A 16,715-nucleotide genomic window follows, 5' to 3' on the forward strand; every position below is an offset into this window, starting at 1 on the left:
TAATTATAATATTTAACCGATACAAAACGAAACTAGTTTTACAAAATTTAATTTTTTTTTAAAAACTTACAAAACTTAGAATTCACAAGGGATACACGGTTATTTACTAAATATTCCACCTGCAAAAAACCGCTAATATTATCAATATGAAAAAAAATGACGCCTAAATAAATAATATTATCAAAAAATTTTGTTTACATTTATCCTCCTTAAAAATTAAACACATCACAAAATGTGTATTGTTAACGACAAAATAAAATTTATCAACATTAACACCAACAGATAAGATTCCTTATCACCTACTACTATTTTTGAAAAACCAAATTTTAAACACTTGCTTTGAGTAGCAAAATTAAACACCCTTAATTTCAACTCTATGAAAAAATTAATTGGATTATTAGGTCTTTTTGTGCTTACAAACGGCGCATTATCATCGTGCAGCAATGATGACAACACCACAAAAGAAGAAGAGAAAAACAATGAAATCACCATTGTATCTTCTACAGGGACTTACCTAGGAACAGTGCAAAACAAAGGTAAATTTGCTATTAAGCTTAAATCGAACGACACGGATTTAGAATTGATCCTGATTTCTGACATCATCGCTGACAAAGATCTATTGGATGCAGAATTAAAAGCGACCAACTATGGTGTAAATCCATCAGGAGAGCTTTATACGATTTCACCTGATAGTTATTTTAAGAAAGCTGATGCAAAATTAAACATCACCAGTGGAAATCTGAATATCACTCATACCGAAGACACTTACACGATCAAAGGACAATTAGTAGATGCACAAAACGTGGCTTTTGATATCAATTACACGGGATTATTGGATATCGAACCGATTTACGAAACGCAATACGAAATCCAAAACGGATGGTTCTGGGGAGATAATCAATATGACTATCCGAACGTCGGAGAGTATATGACCTTTTTCACTCAAGGAGAAGCTAATAAATACGGTGAACTAGAAGGAGATGGCTACCATATCTCATTATCTTTCTTTGATGCTATGCCAGCAAAAGCATGGGAAGCAAAAATCCCGAATAAAACCTATAAAGCTTCTAGAGAGCGTAAGGAAGGAACTTTCCTTATTCAATCGGAAGAGAATTTAAATCAAGAAAAAATTGATTTAACTTATGCTGTTTTTCTTCAGAATAAAAGCTCAGAAAGCTTAAAGAAAGCGGTATACATCACTGACGGTACAATCAAAACCATGGATGATGCTAAAGGACAACAAGTTCGTTTTAACATTGAATTGCAAGATGGATCAAGACACGTTGGTAAATACACTGGAAAAGTAAGACAAGGTGACGAATACACCATCTCCTCTTTAAAAGCAGACCGCGCTGTAGGTGCTTTAGATTATGGTTTTATCGAGTATGTTGGAAAATCACCAATTGATGGAAAAGAAAACAACCGTTGGAATATCTATCTATATAACAAAGGAGTTACTACTTACCCAGAATATTATTGGGCAACGGAAGGAACAGGAGAATATGTGCGTCTATCGATTTACACTGATGTGAACGCTACTACTGATATTCCTGCTGGAGTTTACCCAATTGGTCAAGAAAGCGCTGGAAATGCTGGAATTGGTGGTGGTACTGAAGTTGGTTTGGATTTCGGAACTTGGTTTTTTGAAATGAAAAACGACGATTACGCCAATTCTGCTCCAACTCGAACAGGATCGGTTACTATTGCTAAAACAGGAAATAATTATTCTATACAGTTAAATGCTGTAGATGACAGAGCGAACAAAATTACAGCTGATTATTCAGGAGCATTAACGTTTCACAATAGCGCTAAAAAACCGGCTGCTAAAGCAAAAACCGTTAAAGCAACTACAAAATCTTTTGGAAAAGGAAAGGCTTTTGATGCGGCTAAAAACCTTAAAAACAAAAGATAAGTAAAACTTATCGATCAACATTTTATACTGAGGGCGTCTAATTAGACGCCCTTATTTTTTTAATATAATCTTCTCTACAATTACAGTATCATGATAAACAGAAAAACCTTAATTTTGTACTGATATTCATCGCTAGTATCTGAAATTTCCTTGTCAAGTGCGGGGCTTTTTTTAAAATGCGACCAACATCTAATCCCCTAATTCAAAAAATATGCAAAAGACGATTCTAACCGCTTTACTAATTGCTTCGCTAGTTGCTTTCAACAGCTGTAAAAAAGAAACTCCTACAGAACCAATAACAACAACTCCTGTTGATGCGACCGTACAAGTTGATACTGTGGCTGCAAAAAAAGCGATTGAGGCTGAAAAAGAAACCTTATCAAAACCCTATAACGAACAAGAAGATGCTCAAGCTAAACTCAATGAATTAATAGCCAAAGCCAAGTTAGAAGGTAAAAACGTATTTGTACAAGCAGGTGGAAACTGGTGTATTTGGTGTCTGCGTTTTAATGACTTTGTTCAGAAAAATAGTGAGTTAAAATCGGTAGTTGATGCCAATTATCTGTACTATCATCTAAACTACTCGACAAAAAACAAAAATAAAGTGGTATTTGCTAAATACGCACCCGATGCCAAAGGTTTGGGGTATCCATTCTTTTTTGTTATCAATAGTGAGGGCGTGGTTATAAACATCTTTGGATCGGGTGATTTAGAATCTGGCAAAAGTTATGACGCACAAAAAGTTAAACAAATGTTTTTGGACAATGCGCCCAAAAAATAACCTTTGATCCATGGACTAAATAAAAGAGACCCTTCCCAAATAATTTTAGGAACGGTCTCTTTTTTTTCACATAGCTAAGGCCTTCGTCTGCAAAATAATATAATGCTTTTGACCCCTTCATTCATCCATTACGATCCAGCGCTGTCCATTCCCCAAGTCTTTTAGATAAAGTTCCGCATGGCCTCCGCAAAAATACAAACCTCAAAAAGCTCTGATAAACAGCTGCAAAATATTTAATTTCACGAACCTTCTACTCCTAACAAAGAATGAGTACTTTCGACGAATTTTTTAAACAAATTGATCGGTATCACCCCCTTTCACAAGAAACGAAAAGTGAATTATTAGCCATCTGCCATATAGATTACTTCAAAAAAAATGATTTGCTTTTACAAGCTGGTGATCGGCCTCAGCACTATTATTTTATTCAAAAGGGACTGTTGGGCTATTATTTATTAGATGAAAATGGCGATACCGTTTACAAAATGTTTTTTGAGGAAAATAGTTTTGTCGCTAGCACCGCCGCCATCATTGAAGAGCAAGCGAGTAAATTTAATATAGTCGCTTTGGAGGATGTTCAGGTTATTAGCTATCGTGCCGACAAGTTTCGTCAATTGATCAATAAACATCACGATCTTGCACTTTTTCACCTTCACTATCTCGAAAAAAACTGGGTGGTTAAAAAGGAACCCTTAGAAATCAATCTAAAACGGGAATCCGCGAAACAACGCTACCTTAAAATGCTAGATAACCCCTCTTTAATTTCCAGAATTAAACAACATCAGATTGCCTCCTATCTCGGTATTACACCAACTCAATTGAGCCGTATCCGCAAAGATTTAAATTTATAAATCATCAACATTTGTCTAGTTTTTTATTTTATTTACTTCTGAATTTTGTAGGGTAATTAAAATTCAAAACATGAAAACAATTCTTTATACTTTTGTAGTATTCCTCGTAACCGTTGTTGGTTATGCCCAACAAATTCATCGTGAACTGATCTATAGTCCCAAGATGAATACCAAAATTGAAACCATCATCATCACACCCCAATTAGAAAGTGGTCATGCGTATAAAACGGTCTATATACTTCACGGATACAGCGGAAACCCTGAAAGAACGATTCAAAAAGACATTCCCAATCTGATGGAGCTATCACAGCAATTTCAAACCATCTACGTGATTCCCAACGGTAGATACAACAGTTGGTATGTAGACAGTCCCATAGATAAAAGCTCCCAATACGAAACTTTTATAGGGGAGGAATTGGTACAATACATAGATAGCAATTATCCTACAATCTCAAGCAGCCAATACCGTGCAATATGCGGTTGGAGCATGGGTGGTTATGGCGCGTTACATATCGGTATCAATCATCCCAATAATTTTGCTTTTGTAGGCAGTTCCTGCGGTGCGTTGGATTTTAATCGATTTGGAAATAATTATACTTACTATCAAGTAAATAAGGTATTGGGTGACTTTAATAAACTGCCTCATACCTTTTTTACAAGCCATAATATATCGAAAATGCAATCTTCAAAACAATTGTATATACTAGATTGTGGCACAGAAGACACACAAATGATTGAGATGAATCGGGAATTTCATCAGCAACTGATCACTAATAAAGTACAACATCTGTATATCGAATCTCTCGGTACTCACGACGCTAACTATTGGAGCCAATCGATGTCCAATCAATTGGCGTTATTTGACAAGTATTGGAAGCTTTAGAATCTAATTTCGCCTCACAAATTATAAGTAAATAGATTGCTATTAACTAGCACAACAAAGGCGTACACCAAAAGCATATTCAAGCAGTTGGTGTACTTCTTTTTTAAATATGCACCATATATAGTATTGTAAATATTTTTTATAAATGATCGCACTCTGTAGTGCTAACCACTTTAAAAAAACGTATATTTAATTCACCCCTAAGGTCTACATATGGAAGCCAGTAATTTTTTATTCGGAGAATTAGAAAACAATTTACTCATCAACGTTGCGCTACGTACGGTTGTTATGTTTTTCATTATTTTAATCTTTTTGCGAATACTGGGAAAACGAGGAGTCAAACAATTGTCTGTCTTTGAACTGGTCGTGATTCTAGGTTTGGGATCAGCCGCAGGCGATCCGATGTTGTACATGGAAATTGGAATCATCAATGCCTTGATTGCTTTTGCTGTACTTGTTATCTGTTATAAAATATTTACACTGTTGATTTTTAAATACCAACGTTTAGAAAATTTCTTCGAAGGAAAGCCGGTTTATATCATTAAGAAAGGAACTTTTGCCCTAAATGACTTTAAAAAAGAAACGCTTAGTAAGGATGAGTTTTTTATGGAATTACGCCTTCAAGGTGTTTTTCATTTAGGACAAGTCGAGTATGCTATTCTAGAGACTTCAGGTGAAGTAAGTGTGTACTTCTTCGACAAGGCTGAATTGCAATATGGTCTTCCCATCCTGCCTCAATATATCGAACAAATTGTAACCAATTTTGAAATAGGGACCCGATATTCTTGCCTGTTTTGCGGAGAAACCATCGCTTTTCAAAACCAGACCTCTCCTACTTGCCCAAGATGTCAAAAATCCGAATGGATCGCTGCCAGTAACCGCAGTCATCAAGCTTAACGAACCCATTGAATTCTTTTTAAAATACTACTCTAAATTAGATTTTTCACAGAACTCGTTATATTTCTTCTGATTTATCAAATTGGTATATATCCTTACTGTGAATGGCTTTAAAAAAATAAAAAAAACTGTTTTTTACCATAAGTAAACAGCCCACTTCCTAGGATAAAAATTGAATTAAACGTATCTTTCAAGTTCTTTAATTACCTCCAAGATATATACCTTCAAGGCGGTAAAACGGCAACAAAATGCTTTTAAAATTCTTTTTCACTTTCACCAAAATCGGACTTTTCACCATAGGCGGCGGTTATGCCGTGATTCCATTAATTGAACGCGAAATCATCGCGAAAGGTTGGTTAACCACCGATGAGTTTTACGAGATTTTACCGATAACCGAATCGCTTCCGGGGGTATTCGCTACCAATTTAGCCGCTATGGTAGGCTATAAGATGTCGGGTATCAAAGGAGGAATAGTCGCTGCTTTGGGTACTGTTATAGCCCCTTTTTTAATCATTGTACTGATTGCTGTATTTTTCAATCGTTTTGCTGATAACATCTGGGTAGTCAAAGCCTTTAAAGCCATTCGCCCCGCAGCGGTCGCTTTGATTGTTGCCCCTTGTTATGCAGCCTTTAAAGCCAATAAATTAAACAGATTTACAATATTGATTCCTTTAGCAGCCCTATTGCTGATGTGGCAATTTGGTTTCTCGCCTATATGGGTTATTATCCTAGGTGCTACAGGAGGCATCACTTATAACATCATTAAAGCACGAACGAACTAAGTATATGATGGTATTTGTAAAATTGTTTTGGACTTTTCTAAAAATTGGTACCTTTGGTTTTGGCGGTGGTTATGCGATGTTATCGCTTATACAAGATGAAGTGGTAGTTCAAAACCAATGGATGACCAACAAAGAGTTTGTCGATCTGGTAGCAATCTCTCAAACTACCCCCGGCCCTATCGGTATCAATAGCGCCACCTATACTGGATATAAAGCACTCGAAAACTTGGGATATAACCCTTATTTTTGTGTACTCGGTTCTATAATCGCTACGTTATCCCTCTGTTTGCCTTCATTTATAATGATTCTTTTCATCTCCTACTATTTTGTTCGTTTTAAAGCCAATGTGTATTTCGCTTCCGCCTTACAGGGAATACGTCCCTTGAGTGTATCCTTAATCGGAATAGCCGCTATTTCTCTTATGAACGAAGAAAACTTCACAGATGTAATTAGTCCCCTAATTTTTGTTGTAACGCTACTACTCGCAATCAAATACCGTTTACACCCGATTTTAATACTCGGATTAGCAGCAGTTTTAGGATTGCTTATTTATTGATTTCAATACTATTTTTATTTGTGCTCGAGATCGTATTTTAATGCTTGCTCCACCAAAATATCAATATCGGCAGCACAGATAAAGGTTTGGAGTTTGGCGAATTTAGCAGTAGGCCATTCGTATATCTGTAATGCCAATAAGTCGTCTATCATTTGCTGCGCGAATCGAGTTTTAACTAACTGAGCCGGATTGCCCGCTACGATAGTATAAGGCGCCACATTCTTAGTCACTACAGCGCCAGAAGCAACTATAGCTCCCTCGCCTATGGTTATACCCGGCATAATCATCGCTCGCATACCAATCCAAGCGCCATCACCAATAACCGTATCCCCCTTGCCGATATAGGCTTCTGAGATCACCTCGGCAAAAGGATATAGACTAAACCAATCCGTTCTATGAGTATTATTTCCCCCCATTAAAATCACTGCCTCTGCCGCGATACAAACATGAGAACCTATAAATAATTGATCGATAGGCCAATCCGATTTCCAATTTTCCAAACTATACGCATCTCCATAGAGGTAACGAACTACACTTTGCTCAAAATTTCCCGACCACGCATTACTGTAGTAACTCGTTGTTCCTTTAATGTGTATGTTGGGATTGGTAACCGTCTGATGTAAATATTCTACTTTTGACCAATGCTTTAATTCTGTCATAACTGCTGACATCAAATGATTTTTTTTTTAAATGATTTTACAATTTTAGTAAGCCGATAACGCATTTATTTAAAGCGTTTAAACAACTAATCCGAAACAGATTCTTTATCTATATATTTCGTGACTGCTTTTGCATTGGTAAGCAATAATAAACCGATCATCAACTTTATAAAATAATAAGCCAACCAACTGGATTCTCTATAATCTTTCAACTGTTCACTCTGTTGAAAAAAAGTAAGCAATCTACTTAAGAAATGTGGAACATTGTCTGCAAGTAACACTCCCCCCATAACAATAACCGCTATTTTTAATACAGCAGTACTTTTTATATTGACATCAATTCTCGCTTCATTAAAATTTTTCTCCAGTTTTAATACCTGAATAATCCATTGGCTTCTAAAAAGAAATACGTAAATAAGAAATGCATAAATTATCAAAACACTGATCATGATAAACCAAGTATACAACAAAGCTGCTGTATTCACTTCCCCTTGAACAAAGGATATGGTCATTGTAAACTGCGGAATTATTTCAAAACCACTAAATAATATCCATAAACCTATCAGCTTGATAATGATAGTCCAAAATGTTTTAATTTCCATATTTTATAATTTTCGTGAAAAATATTTAATCCCTATAATCTTTTAGTCAGTAGTATTTCCAATTGCGTCACCCAGACTTCACTATTCCTTGTTCCAAAAATATTTTAAGAAAAAGAAGTTGAACTCCAAATCTTTAAGTAACCTATTCAGCCTGTTTGCTACTCCATAAGTTTTTGTATGGGATTCCTCAAAATATAAATTTGTTCGCAGTAAAAACAACGTATATAGATTAATCATACCAAAAGCTTTTATAAGTTCTTGATCATTTCGAATTGAGACAAGCGATAACTCAATCCCATACTTTGTAAAAAAGCAATTACATCTACTGCCTCGTGATCCACATTGTTGATTGCTATTTCTGAACTTCCTATTGCCGTTTTCATCACTTCAATCAATTTTGTAGCCACACCTTTACGACGCTGATTCGGTGCCACAGCTAATTGTTGTATTCGAGCTATACTCGCATAAAAAGCCACATAACCCACCAATTCTCCGTCTTCATAAGCACCTAACACGCTCAAACGCTCTCTGCTGTTATCTAAAGCCTGCGCACTGGCTTGCCACGATGGTGAAGTAGTCCAAAACGCTTTTAAACAATCCCAATCCAAGTTAACTAAATCGCGAACTTCATGGTTTTTATTTTCTGCTGCAATCGCAATTACACCTTTAAAAGAGTCCAAGGTACGGTTGACACGGTAACCCATTTTTTCATAAGCTCGAATCGCCGAATCATTGCCGACTATTACCTCCAAAAGCATGGTTTTCACATCCAATTCTCGCAGTTTCGCCAATAAAACGCCATACATATTGGCGACAATTCCTTTTCCTCTAAATTCGGGAACAACCCCTGTTGCTGCATTATAAACGACTACATTACCCTCTAAATGGTTAATCGCATGCAACATAAAGCCAACCAATTTACCCGCTGAAACCACGCCAATAGACAAATTCAATTGAATGTTTTCCGCAGCTATCTTTTGCTCTAATTGTTCGGCAGTTAACTGTAAGGGTATGATATAATCGGCAAAGGATTCGTTTATAATACTAACAATGCTTTGTAAATCTGTATTTTCTAAAGTGATTATTTCCATGTTCTTTTTATTGATGCATTCCATATTTTTTCTAGTGTTGCAAGTACTCCATTGCAACGTACTTTAATTCGTGATAACTCCTTGTCAATACTATCGATTTACTATAAAATCATCGGGATTTATCAAGGTATAACGCCATTTAAAAATGTGCTTAAAGTCGGGCTGTATCTCGTTTCAATTGGCATTTCGAAAATACTAAAAAAGATCGGAAAGCGCCGTAGAAAACTGAAATCAAATTTTGAATTGCCCCTATTTCAGTAAATCGCTATCAATTTTATTATACCCAATACTATCGCACTCGTGAGCCTGACTAGGCTGATACGATTTATCGAAAGGAAATCCATACGATAAATATAATTCTCTTAAAAAAGTAAAAACTATCTCTTTTTTTATTAAATTTATAAGAGTTAAATCATTGATTAAAGCAGGTATATAAAATTTAACCTCTAGCAGCTATTTGAAAAATAGTTTTAATAATTTGTAAAAGCATCATCAATACGAGTTATCTGGAATTTTATAAAAGATCAATTCCTACCTCCCCATTGTACTCCAACACCCTAGTTTTGTATTAACTCAAAAAGGATTTAAAATGGCTCAAGTAAACTCAAGTATTAAAAAGGATTTGTACCAGATTGAAATCAAAACCCCTACGGGCAACATCATTCACGCCGATGAACCGCTTGATAAAGGCGGAAAAGACAGCGGTTTTTCACCCAAGGAATTATTAACTGCCGCATTAAGTGCTTGTACCTCCGCAACGATACGGATGTATGCCGATCGCAAAGGTTGGGATCTGCAAGAAGTACGTATGAACGTGGAATTGTCTGAAGCCGACGAGTCTACGCTTTTTACCCGTAAAATCGAGTTGGTCGGCAATTTAGACGAGGCTCAGAAAAAGCGTTTGCTCTTTGTAGCCAATTCCTGTCCAGTCCACAAAATCCTAACTCATCAGATCGAATTCCACACCCTAATCGTGGATCAACCTTAGAAACAAAAACTTCCACTCAATTACGAATTTTATAAAATAGCCCATTGTGAGTAAAATAGTCGCAGAACAATTAGTTGACATGTTGATAGAAGCCGGAGTAAAACGGGTTTATGCCGTAACGGGTGATAGTTTAAACCACTTTAATGATGCCATCCGCCGAAGCGGAAAAATCAAATGGATACACGTTCGCCACGAAGAAGTGGGTGCCTATGCTGCCGCTGCCGAAGCAGAGTTAGACGGTTTTGCCGTATGCGCCGGTAGTTGCGGTCCTGGACATGTGCATTTGATCAACGGTTTGTATGATGCTCATCGCTCCCATGTGCCGATGCTCGCCATAGCCTCTACCATCAATACCGATGAAATGGGCATGGACTATTTTCAAGAAACCAATACCATCAAATTGTTTGACGACTGCAGTTACTACAATCAAATGATCATGACCGCCGAGCAGGCGCCTCGAATTATACAAACCGCTATCCAACATGCCTTGGGTAAAAAAGGCGTAGCTGTAATTGGCTTACCCGGCGATGTGTCGCAGTTGAAAGCTGTTGAAAGCACTACATCTACGCAGTATTTTAACTGTAATCCGGTGATTCGACCTTCGGACTACGAATTACAACAATTGGTTAGCGCCATTGAAAGCAGTGCTAAAATCACTTTGTTTTGCGGTATCGGATCGGAAAAAGCTCACGATCAGGTGGTGCGACTTGCACAACACCTTAAAGCTCCTGTTGGATATTCGTTTCGCGGTAAAATGAGCATACAACCCAACAATCCCTATGAAATTGGCATGACGGGACTACTCGGACAACCTTCGGCCTACCACAGCATGCACGAGTCGGATTTGGTGATTCTTTTAGGTACAGATTTTCCGTATGATAAATTTATGCCTACCAACAACAAAATCGTTCAAATCGATACCAGTACCGAACGCCTCGGCAGACGTGCTCAATTGCATTTGGGACTTTGTGGGGATGTTGCTCATACCATAGAAGCCCTCTTACCGCTGTTGGCAGAAAAAACCGACGACAGCTTTCTCAAAGCCCAATTGGAATTTTACGATAAAGTCAAAGAACACAAAAACATTTATATCAACGACAACGGATCTGAAGATGCTATTCAACCCGAATACCTCGCGCATATTATCGATAGACTCGCCGATCAAGACGCGATTTTCACCGTAGATACAGGGATGACCTGCGTATGGGGTGCGCGATTTATAACCGGAACTGGACAGCGAAAAATGCTCGGATCGTTTAACCACGGTTCTATGGCTAATGCCATGCCGATGGCAATTGGAGCAGCACTCGCCCACCCAGAACAACAAATCATCGCCATGTGTGGCGACGGTGGACTTTCGATGTTACTCGGCGATCTAGCCACTATAAAACAATATAACCTGCCCATCAAAATTATCGTATTTAACAACCGCGCACTGGGCATGGTTAAACTCGAAATGGAAGTCAATGGACTACCCGATAATGAAACCGATATGGTCAATCCCGATTTTGGTATGGTAGCCCTAGCGATGGGATTCCCCGGTATCAATATACACAAACCCGAAGACGTACTCGATGCCGTTAAAAGAGCCTTTATGCACGACGGCCCCATCTTACTCAATGTGTTTACCAATCCGAACGCCTTAGCCATGCCTCCAAAGATGGAATGGGCACAGGTTACTGGTATGGCCAAATCCATGACACGACTGATGCTCGGCGGTAAAATGGACGAGGTTCTGGATACGATAAAAACCAACTACAAACACCTCAAAGAAGGTTTTTAATCTTTTTATCTTTTAGTCACTTTGTCTAATACTTCTTTAGAAACATTAATCGCTTTGTCTAATAGTTCTTTAGAATATTACTCACTTTGTCTACTAGTTTTGATGAGTTTTGATCACTTTGTCTAGTACACTATTATAAGATTTAAACGAATCCGCTTTTGTCATTTACTTTGAATCAATTTTAACTTAATCCCTCCACTGATGGATCATACTCTTACTAAGTCGCATACCAAATACTACGTGATTGCGTGGGTTTTCGGATTATTGTTTTATTTTTTGGATTATGTAATCCGTTCGGCACCCGCAGTGATGATACCGGAGCTCTCATCCAATTTTCACGTCAGTTCGATCGGTTTGGTCACTATAGTCGGTACCTACTACTATACCTATTCGATTTGCAGTTTAATAGCCGGTATGGCCTTAGACCGCTTTGGAGCAAAATACTCGCTGTTTGCGGGAGCTTTTATCTTGGGTCTTGGGTGTTTGCTATTTTTGATATCGAGTCAGTTTGCAGGTACTGCAGGTCGTTTACTACAAGGTGCGGGTTGTGCATTTGCCTTTCCCGGTTGTGTGTATCTCGCCAGTAAAGGTTTTTCTGCCAAATCACTGGCTACCGCCATCGGTTTTACGCAGTGTTTTGGAATGCTCGGCGGCTCAGCAGGACAGTTTATCGTAGGACCCTGGATGGAAAACGGCATGGAAATTCATACGTTTTGGTTGTGGTCCGGCCTGTTTACCATTCTCGTTGCGGTGGGATTGTGGTTTGTGATTCCCGCTAATGACGCCAAAGAAATCGCTAATAACGAAAAAAGACCTAGCTTGCTCGAGCCCTATAAAATTGTATTTAGCAATCCGCAATCGTGGTACTGCGGTATCATATCGGGACTGCTCTTTGCACCAACCACCATATTTGCCATGACCTGGGCTGTGGCCTTTTTTCAGAAAGACCTCTCCTTCGATTTTCATACCGCTACGATTGCCAGTGCCATGGTCGCGTTGGGATGGGTATTCGGATGTCCAATACTGGGTTATTTTACCGATAAAATCGGACGTAGAAAACCGATACTGCGCCTCGGTGCGCTTATCATGATCGCAAGTTTAGTACTGCTGCTCTACTTCCCCGATCTGATACCCGCTAAAGTCAGTATGTTTATGATGGGAATCGGTTCCGGTGCTGCAATGATTCCGTATTCCATCATCAAAGAAGCCAATCCCGATTTCGTCAAAGGCAGCGCAACCGGTGCCATCAACTTTATTACTTTTGGAGTGACCACCTTGGTAAGTCCGGTATTTAGTCGACTTTTTGGACGAAGTTTAGAAAATACTGCCGATAAAATCCAACACTTTCAACAAGCCGGTATGTTCTGGATTGTAGGTATAGCCATAGCTATAGGGATTAGTTTTTTATTGAAGGAAACGGGGATGAAAAGCAAACAGATATAAGGAGACAAAAAACCAAAACCAAGGCGCTAGGTTATTTGATTCCATCTGTTTAGGTGCAACAATACAGCTAAAAGTCTAAGGCCGCAAAAATGTGTAATATATTAAAAATCAAATAGTAGTCTACTGCGACAAAAAATAAGTGGATTTCTAAAATCAAGAGCTAAAATTCAATTCATAACGAACGGATCGACCAGCACCAATAGAAGTGAAAATTTGTTTTTCTACTAAATCTATTAAATCTCTGGTTGCAGTAGCTTTTGAAATCTTAGTAATGGAAATATACTTTCTGGCTGTCATACCGCCATCAAAACCCGCTATACCTTGATCAAATATCTTTAGTACTACTTTATATTGTCGTTCGTTTAGCTGTAACTTTTTTTGATCTAAAAAATGTGCTTTTTTAATCGTAAAGGCTATTATTTTCTTTGTTAACTTTTGAGACTCTAAAATGGTTTGTGAAAAATACCATATCCAATCCGTAATCTCCAATGACTTTTGAGCTGTTTTTAAGGCGTTATAATACTTTTTTTTATCTTTTTCAATCATACTCGACAAACTCATAATCAAAGGACGTTGAAAAGATTCTCCCAAACATTTTTCAGCTAAGGCTCTACCTATTCTACCGTTACCGTCTTCAAAAGGATGTATGGATTCAAAATACAAATGTGTAATGGCTGTTTTGATTAAAATACCTTTTATATCCAATACAGTTACATCAAATTGCCTGTACCACTCCACAAATTGTCTCATCTCTTCAGCCAATCGATTGGAAGGAGGGGCCTCGAAATGGATTTGTTCTTGTCCATAACGACCACTAACAATGACCATAGGTTCCTCTCCTTGTCTATATTGTCCCGATTGAATGCGCTTCGAATTGCCAAACAAGGTCTGGTGCCAATCTTTGATAAGCTGTTCGGACAACACTGCTTTATAATCTTTGTGCACCAATACCATCAATTCCCCAATTCCTCGGGCATTTTTATCTTTAATATTTAAAGCCGATGTGACATCGATTCGGTTCTTAATCGACGATATGATATCTTGACGGCTGTAATACTCCCCCTCAATTTCAGAAGTTTTAAGAGCCTCATCAATCATAAATTGAAGTATGGTTTCCTGACGAATATCTTCAGATAAATTTTCAATCATCCCTTTAATTTCGCCAATTTCTAAGGCAAACTCCAAGATAATTTGATCTATAACAGCTGCATTATAATCAAATTTTGCCCATTCTTTATGTTGCCAATTGTATTGCATAAGCCGATTAAATTTCTTAAACAAATCAAATATACATAAAAAATGAGCCGATTAAGTGATTTAATCGGCTCATTTTTTTACTCGATTTAGTTTCTTCTGGCAATAGTGCTTTCCCTCTAAGGATATAAAGCTGGGAAACACTAATCAAATGCAAACTACTATCTCCTTTTACTTTTAATATCATAGGCCATATAAAAAACTTGTCTCGTATAGTGCATAGATTTCCCATCGATAAAAAGAGATATATGCATAAATAATTCCGATATCAAATATGGCATTGCTGTTTCTTATATATTTTTCAAAGCTTACTTTTAATTCCTAGACTTCATCGCAATTTTTCACTTGTCTACTACGAGCTCTTATATTTTGACTTAGTAAAGAATTAAAAATAATAACATTAGTAAACTTTTGTTACTCTTACAACCTCCAATTCGTTCAATCGCTTTACGAAATGTTCAAATTGTTCGTCCGAAAAACACCAAACAACTTTAGCATTATTGTAAATCACTTTACCTTTATAAAACAATAAAATGTACATCAACTACACAAACAACAAACTATCAAGACTTCTTTTATAGCGTACTTCATAAATTGATTTGATTATTTTTTTTATGCTTCGCCAACTCTGAATTATAATACGCCAAGAGCTGTGCTATTATATTTTCTACTAATGCAAAGGGAATGTCTACATGTGGATTTATTCTTAAAATTTTCATACGCGATCGCGTACCTATTTCCAATTCAGGATTGTTTAACAAACTTCCCTCAACAAACAAGATATAGGGTTCTGTGGTTTTTTTATCAATCCACAAATAACAGATAGCCTTTTTAGCATACACAAAACAAGGCATTCCGTATTTTAGTGTCTCGGAAATTTGCACATGCTGATTTAGAATAATACTACGTAGTGCCAACAGACAACTGTTGTTGGGTTCTTGCTGACGCAGAAAAAAATTTTGATGCTCGTTCATTTTTTGGAGGCTTTACAATCCTAAATCCCTCTTAAGTAAATATAATAAAAATCTTGTTTTTACACAAAAGAAATGCATTAAGAATGGTCCTTATAGGTATAAAATGACAGCTATTTATACAACCACCTTTTCATCATTTTATTTAATTAGTTCGCAAAAAATAGCTTGGACTATAACCAAAGCGTTTTTTAAAGGCAACTGAAAAGTGGTTATAATGTTTGTATCCAACCTGATGAGCCAAAGCTTCAATCGTCAGCGTATCAGCAGCGGTTGTGGTCAACAGTCGATAGGCCTCCATCATCCGCCCCTCTACCACAAATTCATGAATGGTGGTTCCAAATAAGTGTTTAAATCCCGCCTGTAACTTGGTTCGATTCATAGCCGTGAGCTGAGCCAATTCTTCCAAGGCATAATTGGTGGAAAAGTTTTTACTCAAAATCTCGTAGAGTGCATACAAGCGTTCGCGATCACCCGCTGTTATGGAAACCGATTTGGACCGCTGTACAACAGCATTGGCCTGCTGAAGTTGCAGCCCCAACAACATCAATATTTTACCCTCGATATGGAGTCGCTTGACTTGCCCAACATAGGGACAATGATAAATCTCGTGAATCACACGCTGCATCTGAGGATTAATGCGATGGCTCTGACCACCCAATACAACTGCCTGCTGACGGTCAATCGCTTTTAAAAATTGCTCTGAGGTTTTGCAATTCGCAATAAGGTTTCGATTCAGCCAACTTACGGCCACTTCGATTTCCAAACTCAGCGCAGGTTTGCAAGCTGGATCTGCCAAACGACCGTCGAGTTGAGGCACATAAAAAAAAGTAAATTGCCCCCCTACTGTATGCAAGGATTTTTCCTTTTTATCGCGAGGTTGATAAGAGGCAGCACCACCAGAAATTTCAAAGTGCATTTGCATATAGGAACCGTCGGATTTAACCGTAGTCTCCAGGGCTTCGTCTTGGGATCGTTTGAAAAAACTGAGGTGTAAGCCTTCGACCTGCAACTGCTTTTGGTGTTGCACAAAACCACACTCGGAGATCAAGTCCTCCGATTCTAAAAGATTTTGTCCCAAAGGCAATGAATATCCCGCCGATCGCTGCAGTACCCGATTACCCGATGGGTATCGTTCATTTGTGATTTCGATTGTCATTTCAGGTTGTTAAATTCTCAGGTTATTTGTCCGACAATTCACCTCTTTCAAAAGAATGCAGTTATCGTATAACTTCCTGCTTTTATCATATACAAAGATAGGTAAC

The 16,715-nt window shown here is 37.7% G+C and carries 16 protein-coding genes; 10 read left to right on the forward strand and 6 right to left on the reverse strand.

Annotation, left to right across the window (positions count from 1 at the left end; genetic code table 11):
• Positions 1-376 precede the first annotated feature (376 nt).
• The 7 genes from L1275_RS10755 to L1275_RS10785 all read left to right on the forward strand — a co-directional run bounded on the left by L1275_RS10755 (position 377) and on the right by L1275_RS10785 (position 6,659).
• Positions 377-1,912 carry a hypothetical protein gene (locus tag L1275_RS10755; protein ID WP_253472744.1) on the forward strand — a complete coding sequence of 512 codons (1,536 nt, stop codon included), beginning with the start codon at positions 377-379 and terminating at the stop codon, positions 1,910-1,912.
• Positions 1,913-2,123: 211 nt separating this feature from the next.
• The gene (locus L1275_RS10760) at positions 2,124-2,693 is read left to right on the forward strand and encodes a thioredoxin family protein (protein ID WP_253472747.1); all 570 of its coding nucleotides are present in this window, start codon (positions 2,124-2,126) and stop codon (positions 2,691-2,693) included.
• Positions 2,694-2,959: 266 nt separating this feature from the next.
• Positions 2,960-3,541, forward strand: a complete 582-nt coding sequence (locus L1275_RS10765) for a Crp/Fnr family transcriptional regulator (RefSeq protein ID WP_253472750.1) — start codon at positions 2,960-2,962, stop codon at positions 3,539-3,541.
• A gap of 70 nt (positions 3,542-3,611) precedes the next feature.
• Entirely contained in the window at positions 3,612-4,424 is an 813-nt protein-coding gene (locus L1275_RS10770) for an alpha/beta hydrolase family protein (RefSeq protein WP_253472753.1), read from the forward strand.
• A gap of 213 nt (positions 4,425-4,637) precedes the next feature.
• Positions 4,638-5,321, forward strand: coding sequence for a DUF421 domain-containing protein (locus L1275_RS10775; RefSeq protein WP_253472756.1), 684 nt, complete (start codon positions 4,638-4,640; stop codon positions 5,319-5,321).
• A gap of 248 nt (positions 5,322-5,569) precedes the next feature.
• Positions 5,570-6,103 carry a chromate transporter gene (locus L1275_RS10780; protein ID WP_253472759.1) on the forward strand — a complete coding sequence of 178 codons (534 nt, stop codon included), beginning with the start codon at positions 5,570-5,572 and terminating at the stop codon, positions 6,101-6,103.
• A 4-nt stretch (positions 6,104-6,107) separates the two neighbouring features.
• Complete coding sequence (locus L1275_RS10785) at positions 6,108-6,659, forward strand: chromate transporter (protein WP_253472762.1); 552 nt, start codon at positions 6,108-6,110, stop codon at positions 6,657-6,659.
• A gap of 14 nt (positions 6,660-6,673) precedes the next feature.
• On the opposite strand, the gene L1275_RS10790 is transcribed toward L1275_RS10785, so the two are convergent.
• The 3 genes from L1275_RS10790 to L1275_RS10800 all read right to left on the reverse strand — a co-directional run bounded on the left by L1275_RS10790 (position 6,674) and on the right by L1275_RS10800 (position 9,011).
• Positions 6,674-7,330 (reverse strand): CatB-related O-acetyltransferase, encoded by a 657-nt coding sequence (locus tag L1275_RS10790; protein WP_253472765.1) that lies wholly within the window; start codon positions 7,328-7,330, stop codon positions 6,674-6,676.
• 74 nt (positions 7,331-7,404) lie between these two features.
• A complete protein-coding gene (locus tag L1275_RS10795) occupies positions 7,405-7,920 on the reverse strand; it encodes a hypothetical protein (RefSeq protein ID WP_253472768.1) in 516 nt (171 codons plus the stop codon).
• Between the two features lie 248 nt (positions 7,921-8,168).
• Positions 8,169-9,011: a GNAT family N-acetyltransferase gene (locus L1275_RS10800; protein WP_253472770.1), complete on the reverse strand. Its 843-nt coding sequence runs from the start codon at positions 9,009-9,011 to the stop codon at positions 8,169-8,171.
• A 589-nt stretch (positions 9,012-9,600) separates the two neighbouring features.
• Here L1275_RS10800 and L1275_RS10805 point away from each other — a divergent pair.
• The 3 genes from L1275_RS10805 (at position 9,601) to L1275_RS10815 (ending at position 13,225) form a co-directional block, all read left to right on the forward strand.
• Complete coding sequence (locus tag L1275_RS10805; RefSeq protein ID WP_253472773.1) at positions 9,601-9,999, forward strand: OsmC family protein; 399 nt, start codon at positions 9,601-9,603, stop codon at positions 9,997-9,999.
• A 46-nt stretch (positions 10,000-10,045) separates the two neighbouring features.
• The gene (locus L1275_RS10810; protein ID WP_253472776.1) at positions 10,046-11,782 is read left to right on the forward strand and encodes a thiamine pyrophosphate-dependent enzyme; all 1,737 of its coding nucleotides are present in this window, start codon (positions 10,046-10,048) and stop codon (positions 11,780-11,782) included.
• Positions 11,783-11,983: 201 nt separating this feature from the next.
• Positions 11,984-13,225 carry an MFS transporter gene (locus tag L1275_RS10815; RefSeq protein ID WP_253472779.1) on the forward strand — a complete coding sequence of 414 codons (1,242 nt, stop codon included), beginning with the start codon at positions 11,984-11,986 and terminating at the stop codon, positions 13,223-13,225.
• A gap of 153 nt (positions 13,226-13,378) precedes the next feature.
• On the opposite strand, the gene L1275_RS10820 is transcribed toward L1275_RS10815, so the two are convergent.
• The 3 genes from L1275_RS10820 to L1275_RS10830 all read right to left on the reverse strand — a co-directional run bounded on the left by L1275_RS10820 (position 13,379) and on the right by L1275_RS10830 (position 16,609).
• The gene (locus L1275_RS10820; RefSeq protein ID WP_253472782.1) at positions 13,379-14,482 is read right to left on the reverse strand and encodes a Fic family protein; all 1,104 of its coding nucleotides are present in this window, start codon (positions 14,480-14,482) and stop codon (positions 13,379-13,381) included.
• Between the two features lie 584 nt (positions 14,483-15,066).
• A complete protein-coding gene (locus tag L1275_RS10825) occupies positions 15,067-15,453 on the reverse strand; it encodes a DUF1801 domain-containing protein (RefSeq protein ID WP_253472785.1) in 387 nt (128 codons plus the stop codon).
• 142 nt (positions 15,454-15,595) lie between these two features.
• Positions 15,596-16,609, reverse strand: coding sequence for an AraC family transcriptional regulator (locus tag L1275_RS10830; RefSeq protein ID WP_253472788.1), 1,014 nt, complete (start codon positions 16,607-16,609; stop codon positions 15,596-15,598).
• Positions 16,610-16,715 lie beyond the last annotated feature (106 nt).

Source organism: Flavobacterium sp. HSC-61S13, assembly GCF_024171535.1.
Classification (GTDB): Bacteria; Bacteroidota; Bacteroidia; order Flavobacteriales; family Flavobacteriaceae; genus Flavobacterium.